The organism is Candidatus Accumulibacter cognatus (assembly GCF_000584975.1).
Taxonomy (GTDB): Bacteria; Pseudomonadota; Gammaproteobacteria; order Burkholderiales; family Rhodocyclaceae; genus Accumulibacter; species Accumulibacter cognatus.
Genome location: NZ_JDST02000064.1, coordinates 55,676 through 68,035, shown reverse-complemented (window position 1 = coordinate 68,035; position 12,360 = coordinate 55,676). Strand labels below are relative to the sequence as shown.

Here is a 12,360-nt window from a genome sequence, read left to right as displayed (position 1 = left end):
GCGGATCATGCGGCCGCTGCCGGGGCGAAGAAGGCCAGAGCGTCGGCGAGTTCGCGAGATCTCTTCATCGGCGGCAGACTTCGCCAGATACGCTTGCCGTAGGGTTTGCTGAGCAGGCGCGGGTCGCAGATCATCAACACCCCGCGGTCATTCTCATCGCGGATCAGGCGACCCGCGCCCTGTTTGACGTTGATCACCGCGCGCGGCAACTGGTACTCCATGAAAGGATTGCGTCCTTCGCGCCGGAGCTTCTCGATACGCGCCGAAAGCACCGGGTCGTCCGGCGGCGCAAACGGCAGCTTATCGATGACCACCAGCGACAGCGCTTCGCCGCGCACATCGACCCCTTCCCAGAAACTCTGGCTGCCGATCAGGATGGCATTGCCCAGGCTGCGAAAGCGTTCGAGCAATTCGTTCTTGCTGCGCTCGCCCTGCAACAGCAAAGGCAGATCAAGTCCGTCGCGCTGTAGCCACTCGCTGAGCAACTGGTGTGTTCGGCGCATCGCGCGCAGCGAGGTACACAGAAAGAATGCCCGGCCAGCGCTCGCCTGGAGTACCGGAAACGCGGCCTCGACGACCGCTTCGGCATACTCCGGGCGGTTCGGATCGGGCAGGTTGCGCGGCGCGTAGAGCAGCGCCTGTCGAGGGTAGTCGAAGGGACTCTCCCAACGCGCCGAATCGGCGTCGCCAAGCCCCATCTCGGCACAGTAATGAGAAAAACTGTCCTGCACGGCAAGTGTCGCCGAAGTGAAGATCCAGGCGCGCGGATGGCCGCTCATCTGCTTCTGCATGATCTCGGCGATCGCCAGCGGCGTCGCATTGAGCTGCAGCGAGTGGCTATAGGTCTCTGCCCAGCGAACGAAATCCAGGTTCGCCCCACTCTGCCAGGCCTGCAGGCGCACCTGCAAGTCGGTGGCGCGCCGCCAGCAGCTTTCCAGACCTTCGGCACGCTGCGCCTGCGTCTCGAGCAAGGAGGCCAGCGCTGCCAGTTCCTTGAGCACATCGTTCAATCGATCGGCGAAACCGGCGTGCGCTTCGAGTTGCTGTAGCGCGTAGCGGGCCGGTTCGACCGGCAAGACCAGCCGCAGGTCGCGAGCGACCTTTTCAAGCAGGGTACAGAACTTCGGCAGATCCAGGCAGTCACGCGCCGAGGCCAGACTTTCGAGCTGTGTATCGCGGCTCAGTTCGAGGAGCTGCGCGGTCGAGATGCTGTCGCCAAAGAACAGGCTGGCGACTTCCGGCAATTGATGTGCTTCGTCAAAGATCACCGTATTGCAGGCGGGCAGCAGTTCGGCGGTTCCTTCGTCACGAAGCATCACGTCGGCGAAGAACAGGTGATGGTTGACCACCACCAGGTCGGCCGCCATCGCCTCGCGGCGCGCAGCAAGGACGAAACACTCCTTGTGCTTCGGGCAATCCTGGCCGAGGCAGTTGTCACGAGTCGAGGTGACCATCGCCCACACCGTCGCGTTTTCGGGAACACCCGTACACTCGGCCTTGTCACCACTTCGGGTCTTCCTGGCAAAGCGCGCGATACGCTGCGCGTAGACGGCGTCGTCACGCGAGAGAAAGCGACCATCGGAAAGCGAACGTTCGAGGTGGTAGTGACACAGGTAATTGGCTCGCCCCTTGAGCAGCGCCACCCTGACCGGTGACTTGAGCGCGCTGCGGATGGTCGGGATGTCACGCGTAAAAAGCTGATCCTGCAGGTTGCGGGTACCGGTCGAAACGATCACCTTGCCCCCCGAAAGCAATGCGGGTACCAGATAGGCATAGGTCTTGCCCGTGCCGGTCCCGGCTTCGGCAATCAGGACCTGATTGCCGGCCATCGCGGCAGCGATGCGCTCGGCCAGTTCGAGTTGTTGGACACGCAGGCGGTAACCGGGAACCGTGCTTGCCAGCGGCCCGGCAGCGGAAAAGACATCGGAGAGCAAAGCGGTCATGGACGGATCGTCAAAAGCAGCGCGAATGCTAACAGAAGCCGGTGTCACCGGCTCCCCTGCCCTGCCGCCCGGTGGCAAATTATGTGCCGTTCAGGCCTATAATGGCCAATTTTTTCGGGTCCGCTCATGTGGTTCAAAAATCTTCACCTCTACCGCCTGCCCAGAAACTGGGCCGCTGACGCCGAGCAACTGGCGGCGCAACTCGGCAAACTGACCCTGCAAGGATGCCACGCCACCGATCCGCGCAGCATCGGCTGGGTCGCGCCACGGGACGGCGGCGCACTCGTCCATTCCGTCAACCAGCAGTGGCTGCTCACCCTCGGGGTCGAGGAAAAACTGCTGCCGGCTTCGATCGTCAAACGCTTTGCCAGCGACAAGGCCAAGGAGATCGAGGAAGCCGAAGGCCGCCGTATCGGCCGTCGCGAGATGCGCGAGATCCAGCAAGAAATGACTCTCGAACTGCTGCCGCGCGCCTTCATCCGCAACCGCAGCACCTCTGGCTGGATCGATCCGATCAACGGCTGGCTGGTCATCGACTCCGCCTCGCCGGCAAAAGCCGAAGAGTTCCTCGAGCATCTTCACAAATCGCTCGATGCCCTGCCGGTTAAGGTGCTCAAAGTGACGCAATCCCCGTCGGCGGCGATGACCGGCTGGGTAGCCGATGGCGAAGCGCCCGTCGGATTCACCCTCGACCAGGACCTCGAGCTGCGCTCGACCGACAAGGCCAGCGTGCGCTATGTCAATCACACCCTCGAAGGCGAAGAGATCCGCCAGCATATCGCCACCGGCAAGATCGTCACCCGCCTGGCGATGACCTGGAACGACCGTATTTCCTTTGTGCTCAACGACCAGTTACAGATCAAACGCCTCGCCTTCCTGGACATCCTCAAGGAACAGGCCGAAAGCCAGGGCGAGAATGCCGATGAACGCTTCGACATCGATTTCACCCTGATGACCGGAGAAGTGGCGAGGTTGCTCGATGACCTGGTCACCGCACTGGGTGGAGAAGTGGCGGCGTAGGGAAAAGACCGCCTCTGCTTCCGGCTGCATACCCCAAGACTTCTTGAAGGGCGTCCCGGCCCCGGACACTGCAGAGTGTTCAGGGGGGCCTGGACGTTCCAATCGTTTATGGAAGCTTCAGCACATCCTTGATTTCGTTCAGGCTCGCGGGAATTCGCTTGGCAATGGCTTCGCTGGCCTGCTGATTTGCCTTGCCCACGATCTCCGCGAGTTCTCGCATCTCGCCGACTGCGGTTTCAAAAGCTTTTCTGGCCAGCTCGGCTTCCGCTGCCGCGATCTCCTGCGGCGAGCCCCCCTTGGTCAGGTTGCTGATCGCAGTCGTCAATCCCTGCATCGTCTCCTGCAGGATCTTCACTTGCCACTCCCCGACGGCTTTCATCCCGGCAAGCGCTGCTCGGTTGGAAGCACTCAGGGCTTCGAGGTTTTCACGCTGAATGGCCACCACGGCGTCCATGTTGACACCCGGCACCTTGAGCCCGGCCATGATGTTCAGAAGCTCTTCGCTGCCCCTGGTCACGTCCATGCTCGTAATCGCCTTGGTCCAATCACTCAATAGCTTGGAAAGGTCCGCCATTTTTCAATTCCTCCGTTAAGATTCGATTCAATCTACCCAAACAATGTTCGTTCGGCATTCAATATCCGTTGGTGATTCGTCATCCACCTCTTGCCGACACCCTTGTCCTCAACTTTACTCTGCTGGTACGTTGAGCGCTTGCTGTCCTCCAGCAAGAATGTTGATCATTTGTGCGACCGCCCTGATCTGTTTTCCTCCTTGCGTGTGATAAGCCTCGTGGGTGTAATCCTGCCCCCACCAGTCCCAACATCCCTGAGGATTGAGTGGCAAGGTTCGCGCCTGGATCTGTGGATAAAGGACGATGATGTCATTGGCCTGCGCCCATTCGTTGTAACCCGCAAACTTGGCGAACAGATTGCCAGAGTGGCTACGCCGCCGGTCCGTCTCACCGCCCTGCAAGCATCCGTGGAACGCGACATGCAGCTTGCACTGCCGACCATCCTTGCAGGCCTGCGGGATGAACACATAGCCTTCTCTGGCCATCGAGGCGTTCTGCAGAGCGTTGTAAGGGGTATCCGAGAACTTGCTGAACACCCGCCGCTGGTCGAATGCCTGTACTGCGCTCTCCGCTACAGGCACACGGGCAGCTTTCAGCGCGGATTCGCCGTAAATGCGTTTCAGAATGGCTCCCGCCAGATCGACGTCCTTCAGATCCTTGCAAAGCGCCTGCTTGTCGCTGGGTGGACAGGTCGCGGCGCTGCTCATTCCGACCCCTGCGGTCACCGGACAAATGCAGCCATTCTGCTTCTCGCGCTGCCTGGCGACCGCCTCGCAATCGTCGATGAAAGCGTTCTGGTCGTTCGCTGGTGCGGCTGCGGGCGGCAACGTACACTTGCCCACCACATCGCCGGCTGGCTTGTCGAAACTGTCCCTCACCATCGTATGGCGGGCAGGAAATGTCCGGCTGTAAGCCATGTTGGCCTCTGCCATCCCCCCCTTGTCGGCATCGGCATAGAAGTGAAAAAGCGAGTCCATCACACCTTGCGGAACGATAGCGTCATAGGTGCCACTGAACAGATAAACCTTGGCATTCTTCAGGTTGGCAAGCTTGCTGATGCTCCCTGCTGCCTCCTGTTTCTTTGCCTCAGCAAAAGAGGCATGCGCCACCCGCTCGATCTCGGTCTTGTTTCTCGGCGCCAGGTCGGTTTTTTTACACCACTTGGGATCCAGACCGATGGCCGTGCATTCGAGCATGACAAACTGGCTGCACCTGGTTACGGCGTCCATGATCGACCCGCGCGCGCAGTAGTACGGACCACCCGCGACAATACCCGCGCCCATGATGTGTTCTGAGTGTGCCACATGGAACTGGTGAGCCATGAAACCCCCTGAAGAGATCCCTGACACGGAGATCTGGCCAAGGTCGATCTTGACGCCTTCGGCAACTTCTTCCAGTGCTGGTGCTCCGCTTGCGGAGCATGCAAAAGCCAGCGAGCAGACTGCCAGCCCCTCCCCCAACCACGCTCTGACCGTCTTTCCCTGTTGCCGTGACATGGTCATCATCCCCTTTCGTCGACACTCATTTAATGAAAAATATGCTGCAACGCAATATCCAGCATAGTTCAGGCGAGTGGAAAGTCAACGGGAATCGATGCAGTCCGGATTCCGGTATTTGCCCCAGGCACTCCAGCTGAAAACCAACAGTCCCAGCCAGATCAACCCGAAACTGAGCAACTGTTCGGCCCGCATCGGTTCGCCGAAAAGCCAGATCGCGGTGACGAACTGCAGCGTCGGATTGATGTACATCAGCATCCCGATGGTCGCCAGGTCGAGTCGTTGCGCAGCGGCGGCGAAGGCCAGCAGCGGCAGCGCGGTCAGCGCACCGGCAGCGATCAACAGCCAGGAGGTCGAAAGGTCGTGGCCGGTGAACACCGCATGGCCGTTGCCGGCCTGCCAGAAGGCGTAGAGCGCACAAACCGGCAGCATCACCAGAGTCTCCAGCCACAGGCCGGAGACGGCATCGACCGGGAGTTGCTTGCGCACCAGTCCGTAGGTACCGAAGGTGCCGGCAAGGAACAGCGATACCCATGGCAGGCCACCGATGGCGATGATCTCGTTGGTCATTGCCGCCAAAGCCAGGAGTACCGACAGCCACTCCAGCCGATTCAGCCGTTCCTTGAGCACGACCAGGCCGAGCAGGACATTGACCAGTGGCGTCAGAAAGTACCCGAGGCTGGAAGCCACAACCTGCCGATTGGCGACCGCCCACAGGAAAACCAGCCAGTTGCTGCCGATCAGCAGCGCCGCGACCATCAGCATCAACAACTGCCGCCAGTTCCGGAAGACCTCGGCGACCTTGTGCCATTGCCTGCGCAGTGTCAGCAGCAGGCCGACAAATACGCAGGCCCATACGGCGCGGTTGCTCAACACATCCATCGGAGGAACATGCGCGAGCTGGTGGAAGAACAGCGGAAAGAATCCCCAGATGCCATAGGCGAGCAGGCCGCAGGCGATGCCGATCAGGAGGTGGCGCTGGGGATACACCTGTTCAGGGTTGCCGACGCAGAATGCCGAGTGCTGCCGAGCGGTAGTCGCGCCGGTAGAGCACCAGCAAAATCAGCACCGCGAGAATGCTGAGCAACAGTGGACTGAGCAGCCAGCCCGAGGCCGCGAGGCCGAAATAATAGGCACGGATACCGCGATTGAAGTCGTCTCCGGCAAGATTGTTGGCACCAGCCAGGCGGCGCGCATAGCCTTCGATACCGGCATCCCCGCGCTCACCGAGCGGCGCCGCCCCAACCAGGATCGACAGCAGGTTGAACTGCCGCAGCGACCAGGTGAATTTGAAGTAGGCGTAGACGAAACTCGCCAGAACCAGCATCAGCTTGATCTCCAGAAGTTCCCGGTTGCCCGCGCCGGACAAGGCCAGGTCGCTGGTGAAGTTCAGCAGCTTGTCGGCAGCGCCAAGTGCGGCGACCAGGCCGGCGATGATATAGATGGTGGTATTGGCGTAGAAAGTGACACTGTTCACCAGATTGCCGATCAGTGTCGAGTCGGTGACCCGCACCTCGCGAGCCAGCATCCGGTAAGCCCATTCCAGCCGGAACTCGCGGGTGCTGTTGATCAGCCCCCCAGATGCCCAGCGGCTATGCTCGGAAAACCAGCCGTAACCGGCCCAGCAGGTGAAAAAAGCGAAAAGCGCCAGCCAGTCGACAATCGCCAGATGGTGGAGTGCACCAGACACCTTACGGCAGCGCCGGTGGTTCGAAGTGTTCCTCGCTGGTCAGCGTATGGAGGAAGGCGACGAGTTGTCGGATCTCCTGGTCGGAAAGTTTGCGGTCAACCAGCAGCGTACTCTTGTTGGCATCCGCCTTGCCGCCTGAGGCCATATAACGCACGGCCTGCTCCAGACTGGCGACGCTTCCGTCGTGGAAGTAAGGGCCGGAAATTCCAACCGAACGCAGCGTTGGCGTCTTGAATGCCGACCGGTCTTGCAGGTCCTTGGTCACCGCGTAGCGGCCAGGGTCGGGATTGGCCTTGTCGGCCTCGAGTCCGATGTTGTAGAACCGGCTGTCGCTGTAGAGGGGCGGCTGGTGGCAGATGGCACAACCCGCCTTGCCGACGAAAAGGTCATGACCGGCCTGCGCATCGGCCGAGACGGCCGTCCGGTCGCCGGCAGCATGACGGTCCCAGGGCGCCTCGCCGCTATTGAGCGTACGCAGGAAAGCGGCCAGCGCCTTGACAATGTTGTCGGCGTCCGGCGCACTGCCGAAGACTTTCCTGAACTCGACCTGATAGCCGGGTATCGCAGCGATTACCGCAGCGGCTTTGGCCGGTTCGGCACCGATTTGTGCCTTCCAGGCGGCAGTGACCTGACCTTCGAGGGTCTTGGCACGGCCATCCCAGTACCAGCTGGTGTAGTAGCCGGTGTTGTATACACTGGGCGTATGGCGAGTATTCATGCCGCCGCCGACCTTGCGTGACAACGGCAGCGCGTCAGTCCAGCCGAGATGGCGGTAGTGGCAGCCCTGGCAGGCCATGCTGCCGTCACCCGAGAGACGCGGATCGAAGAAAAGTTTCTTGCCGAGCGCCGCTTTTTCCGGCGTCGTCGGGTTGTCAGGCGGGTCGGGGGGAGTCGGCAAAGCCGGGGAACGAGCATAGCCTGCACCGCCCTGCGGCAGTGCGACACAACCGACCAGCACGGCGGCGATGGCGGCAGCGAGTAGCCGGTAACAGAATGTCGGTTTCATCGGGTTCCTCACGGGTTGGTCATGAAGGCAGGAGATGTCCTGACCGGTGCACTTCGAATCTACGGTCGGTGGCGCCAACCAGGACATCTGGACGAGCAGGCGCGCGCGGCGCTTATGGACAGGGATTACTTGCCGGCGGCTTCGCGCTTCTGGCGTGAGGTCGCCATCAGCGTCGCTTCGCCGTCGATGACCACCTTGTCACCCACGGTGCATACGGTATCGACGACGACCCGCGACTTCTCGGTGATGACCTCCTTGACCGTCACCTTGGCATGGACCGTTTCACCCGGACGAACCGGCGCGCGGAAACGCAGGGACTGGCTCATGTAAATCGTGCCAGGTCCAGGTAAACGATTGCCCAGCACCGCTGAAATCAGGCTCGCGGACAACATCCCGTGTGCGATGCGGCCGCCAAACATGGTGGTTTTCGCAAAATCTTCATCCATGTGCACCGCATTGACGTCCGTCGACACCCCGGCAAACAAAACGAGGTCGGCATCCGTAATGGTCTTGGCGATTTCTGCGCTCATGCCGACGGACAAATCTTCAATATCGTAACCGTTCTGGGGATTCATCAAAGTCCTTTCTCGTGATTATCAGCGCGGGTATGGCCGCGCCCAGTAAATACGGCGCTCGCCCTTGCCAGCGCCAGTTGATATTCTTGGGGTTTCCGGATGCCTTGAAGCTGGTCCATCGCACGGACAGGCATTACCTCCGGATGACGACAAGTATATATCCTAAGCCATCATAATGACGATTTTGCCCGTAGATTTGCGCGTCACCACTTGATTGAGCGCTTCAACCGCTTGAGCCAGTGGGTAGGTCGCCGAAACATTCGGCTTGATCGCCCCGTCCAGATACCATTGCATCAGGGTCTGGAAACTCTCGGTCATCACCTGCGGATTCAATTCCGCATAAGCTGGCCAGTTGACGCCAATCACGTCCACATTCTTGACCAGCAGATGATTGGCGGGAATCTGCGGTACGGCGCCACCCGCGAAACCGATGATCAGGATGCGCCCTTCAAAGGCGATGCTGCGTAGCGAAGCGTTGAATAACTCACCGCCAACCGGGTCGTAGACCACGTCGGCACCGCGGCCGTCGGTGAGTTCCCTGATCCGCGTCCGCAGGTCCTCGTGGCTGGAATCAATGAGATGATCCGCGCCGTGTGCGCTGGCCACCTGCAGCTTTCCCGGGCCGTTGGCCGTGGCGATCACCGTCGCCCCCAATTGCTTTCCAATGGCAACGGCGGTCAATCCGACACCGCCGGATGCGCCATGCACCACCAGCGTCTCCCCGGCACGCAAGCGTGCCCGATGCCACAAGGCCAGATGCGAGGTACCGAAAACGACGGGAAAAGCCGCGCCGTGTTCCCAGGACATCGCCGCCGGCATCGGCACACAGCGCTCGAAGTCCGCAATGACCTGCTCGGCATAGCCGCCATGCGGCGTCATGGCGATCACCCGATCCCCGATGGCGAATCCGCCAACGCCGGCGCCCAATTCCATCACCTCGCCGGAAACTTCAAAGCCAGGAGTAAACGGGGGGGCTGGCTGCTTCTGATATTGGCCACGGGTGATCAGGCTATCAGCGAAGTTGACCCCACAGGCACGGACACGGACTCGCACCTGGCCGGGTCCGGGGCGTGGTTCAGGAACCTCCTCCAGCCGCAACGTGGCCGGACCGGTAAATTCATGGCAGACGATGGCTTGCATGGCGGAATAATCTCCATCGTGTCAAAAAATCCCTTCTCAATCCATGTGGATGAGAAGGGAGTTTTGCATTTCCCCCTCATTGGACAAGGAGGGGGGTTGGGAAACGCCAGGATTTGACCGAGCGCTGCTTATTCGCCGATGATCTTGCGCACCACGTCGGTCATCGAAAGCACGCCGACCGGCTGATCCTTCTCGGTCACCACCAGGCGATGCATGCGCCGGGCCGTCAGCAGACTGACCGCATCACTCAACAGCATGTCGGCATCGCAAGTCGCGCAACCTGGGGTCATGACTTCCCTGGCCAGCATCGCGCGCGCCTGATCCGGTGTCCGGCCCTGCCGCGCCAGCACCATATCGGTCTGCGATACGACGCCGACGGCCATGCCCTGCTCATCCATCACCACCACCGCATGAATTTCCTTGTCCACCATGATCTTGGCGACGGTGCCGACGGTATCGTCCGGCGTGCAGGAGATGATGCCCCGATGCATCAGATCGCGAACCCTGGTGCCATCGTCTGCAATGGTCAGCGCTTCGCCCTCGGCAATGCTCGGCAGCGGTACGGACATCGGATAAGGCGCCGGTGTGGTATGGACGTCGCCCTTGGGTAGCGTCGGGTGCACCATCGCAACGGGTGGCTTGCCACTGGCGCCCTGACCGAACTCGGTGGCGCCGATCAGCACCGACATGTTGCCGTGTGGATGTTTGTTGTCGTGCATCAACTGATGGGCAATCGGTAACTCCTCGTAAGTGAAGACCCGCGACATGCAGGGATCGAGCAGGCCGCGCAGCGCCAGCTCGTTCATCTGGTTGGCCTGCTCGGTATTGGCAAAATGCGAGCCTTGCAGGCGCTTCTGCCGCATCCACAGATAGCGCAGATCAACCGTCGCGTTATAGCCCGTGGTGCCGGCGCAGACGACCACCATGCCGCCGGTCTCGCAAACGAAGATCGACGTCGGGATGGTCGATTCGCCGGGATGCTCGAAGACGATGTTCGGCGCCCGCTTCTCGCCCAACACTTCCCAAATCTTCGCGCCAAAGGAGCGCACGCCCTTCAGCCACTTGGCATAACCGGCATTGTCCTTCCAGTGCGGGAGCATTCCCCAGTGATCGAAGTCATTGCGGTTGATGCAACCTTTGGCGCCCAGCTTCATGCAATAGTCGAACTTGTCCTCGCCCGAGACCATGGCGACCGATGTGGCGCCAACCGCCTTGGCGATCTGGATCGCCATCGATCCGAGGCCGCCAGCACCGCCCCAGATCAGCGCGACATCGCCCTTCTTGATCGAGCTGGCACCCCAGCCATGCAGCATCCGCCAGGCGGTGGCCGCAACCAGCGTATACGCCGCCGACTCCTCCCAGGTCATGTGCCTGGGCTTGGGCATGCACTGCTGGGCCTGCACCCGGGTGAACTGGGCAAAACTGCCATAATTGGTTTCGTAACCCCAGATTTTGAAGGTCGGCGAGTACATCGGATCGCCACCTTTCTTGACCCACTCGCAATTGCGGCTGTACTGACCGCAATGCATCACCACTTCGTCACCGACCTTGACGTTGGTGACATCCTTGCCGACCTTGTAGACGATGCCGGACGCATCGCTGCCGCCAATATGAAAGTCCTCGGGTTCACCGCCCTTGTTGCGGGCAGCGATGACATTGACGGGAATGCCGAGTGCTGCCCAGACATTGTTGTAGTTGATGCCGGCGGCCATCACATAGACCAACACCTCGTCATCAGCGATCGATGGAGTATTGACCACTTCTTGCTGAAACGCTTCGGTGGGTTTGCCAAAGCGGTCCTGGCGGACCAGCCAGGCGTGCATTTTCTCCGGGACTTCGCCTAAGGGAGGCTTTTCACCTAATTCATACAATTGTTTGCTCATCAAGATACTCCTTTGTGGTTAGACTGCTTGGTTGGTTTACCGACAAAAATCTGGAGAGAATATGCTTTCGCATACGCTCGTATTCTTCGAACTGATTGAATCGATTTTCTCTCAGCCGCTCGCCAATAACGGTTTGGCCGCCAGCCAGCTCCAGGCCAAAAGTTCCGAATTCCTCTTTCAGCAAGCGCATTACCCAGGCACTCTGATGGCGAATCCGCAGTTTGTCCAGCAAGCCGGCATTGGCGAGAAACTTGCGGTGCCTGTCAAAATGATCGTGAAACGGTTTGATCCCGGTATTCATCGTCGCACTCACCAGACATACCGGATAATCCCAATTCTCCCGGCGATCCTGCCGGGACGCACTGCGACCGATTTCGCTGGCCGTCTTGCGTGCCGGGGCACCCAGGTCGGATTTATTGACCGCGAAAATATCCGGAATTTCGATGATCCCCGACTTCAGATACTGGATGGTATCCCCTGAGGCCGGCTGCGCGACGTAACAGACCGTATCGCCGATTTCGGCAATATCGATCTCGGTCTGGCCGACACCGACCGTCTCGATCACGACGATATCGAAACAGGCCAACATCAGCCAACTCATCGGCCAGACCTCGGTAGCCACCCCACCCAACTGGTTGCGATTGGCCAGCGAGCGGATGAACAGACCTTCGTCGTGCGACGAGTTCTTGATACGGATGCGATCCCCAAGCAGAGCGCCACCACCCAGCTCGGGGCGGCTGGACGGGTCCACCGCGAGCACCCCGACCGTCCTGCCTGACAAGCGCCACTCGCGAATCATCGCGGCAACGAGCGAGGACTTTCCGGCACCAGGAGGCCCAGTCACCCCGATCAGGTGACCATCATTCAGCCAGCGCTCGCCGGACAGTAAAGCCAGCAGGCTTGCCGAACGGTTGCGCGCCTCGGCAAGCTTGTTGTCCAGCAGATTCAGGCCACTGGCAACCGCCGCCCGCTCTCCGCGCATGATCCGTACCGCCAACTGCTCGGGATCGGGAAGATGGACTGGAGTCATCGATC

Annotated in this window: 11 protein-coding genes and 1 pseudogene; 1 reads left to right on the top strand and 11 read right to left on the bottom strand. The window is 60.4% G+C overall.

Annotated elements, in window-relative coordinates:
- Positions 1 to 5: 5 nt before the first annotated feature.
- Complete coding sequence (locus tag AW06_RS12640; protein WP_034950577.1) at positions 6 to 1,943, bottom strand: ATP-dependent DNA helicase; 1,938 nt, start codon at positions 1,941 to 1,943, stop codon at positions 6 to 8.
- Positions 1,944 to 2,069: 126 nt separating this feature from the next.
- On the opposite strand from AW06_RS12640, the gene AW06_RS12635 reads away from it, so the two are divergent.
- Positions 2,070 to 2,963 carry a recombination-associated protein RdgC gene (locus AW06_RS12635; RefSeq protein WP_034950574.1) on the top strand — a complete coding sequence of 298 codons (894 nt, stop codon included), beginning with the start codon at positions 2,070 to 2,072 and terminating at the stop codon, positions 2,961 to 2,963.
- Between the two features lie 106 nt (positions 2,964 to 3,069).
- Here AW06_RS12635 and phaP read toward each other — a convergent pair whose 3' ends face one another.
- The 10 genes and pseudogenes from phaP to AW06_RS12590 form a co-directional block, all read right to left on the bottom strand.
- The gene (gene phaP, locus AW06_RS12630) at positions 3,070 to 3,537 is read right to left on the bottom strand and encodes a TIGR01841 family phasin (protein WP_273704648.1); all 468 of its coding nucleotides are present in this window, start codon (positions 3,535 to 3,537) and stop codon (positions 3,070 to 3,072) included.
- A 114-nt stretch (positions 3,538 to 3,651) separates the two neighbouring features.
- A complete protein-coding gene (locus tag AW06_RS12625; RefSeq protein ID WP_034950573.1) occupies positions 3,652 to 5,040 on the bottom strand; it encodes a hypothetical protein in 1,389 nt (462 codons plus the stop codon).
- A 75-nt stretch (positions 5,041 to 5,115) separates the two neighbouring features.
- Complete coding sequence (rarD, locus tag AW06_RS12620; RefSeq protein ID WP_034950571.1) at positions 5,116 to 6,021, bottom strand: EamA family transporter RarD; 906 nt, start codon at positions 6,019 to 6,021, stop codon at positions 5,116 to 5,118.
- A 4-nt stretch (positions 6,022 to 6,025) separates the two neighbouring features.
- Positions 6,026 to 6,721, bottom strand: coding sequence for a DUF599 domain-containing protein (locus AW06_RS12615; protein ID WP_034950569.1), 696 nt, complete (start codon positions 6,719 to 6,721; stop codon positions 6,026 to 6,028).
- A gap of 1 nt (position 6,722) precedes the next feature.
- Positions 6,723 to 7,727, bottom strand: coding sequence for a cytochrome c peroxidase (locus AW06_RS12610; RefSeq protein ID WP_034950567.1), 1,005 nt, complete (start codon positions 7,725 to 7,727; stop codon positions 6,723 to 6,725).
- A gap of 125 nt (positions 7,728 to 7,852) precedes the next feature.
- Positions 7,853 to 8,302, bottom strand: a complete 450-nt coding sequence (locus tag AW06_RS12605) for a MaoC family dehydratase (RefSeq protein ID WP_034912642.1) — start codon at positions 8,300 to 8,302, stop codon at positions 7,853 to 7,855.
- 162 nt (positions 8,303 to 8,464) lie between these two features.
- Positions 8,465 to 9,442: an NADPH:quinone oxidoreductase family protein gene (locus tag AW06_RS12600; protein WP_034950565.1), complete on the bottom strand. Its 978-nt coding sequence runs from the start codon at positions 9,440 to 9,442 to the stop codon at positions 8,465 to 8,467.
- 128 nt (positions 9,443 to 9,570) lie between these two features.
- Entirely contained in the window at positions 9,571 to 9,933 is a 363-nt protein-coding gene (locus AW06_RS20560; protein ID WP_246148582.1) for a CBS domain-containing protein, read from the bottom strand.
- A gap of 159 nt (positions 9,934 to 10,092) precedes the next feature.
- Positions 10,093 to 11,325, bottom strand: a pseudogene (gene ccrA / locus AW06_RS12595) (crotonyl-CoA carboxylase/reductase); the annotation flags it as partial.
- A complete protein-coding gene (locus AW06_RS12590) occupies positions 11,306 to 12,355 on the bottom strand; it encodes a methylmalonyl Co-A mutase-associated GTPase MeaB (RefSeq protein ID WP_138677962.1) in 1,050 nt (349 codons plus the stop codon). The gene AW06_RS12590 and the pseudogene ccrA, both read right to left, overlap by 20 nt.
- Positions 12,356 to 12,360: the final 5 nt, after the last annotated feature.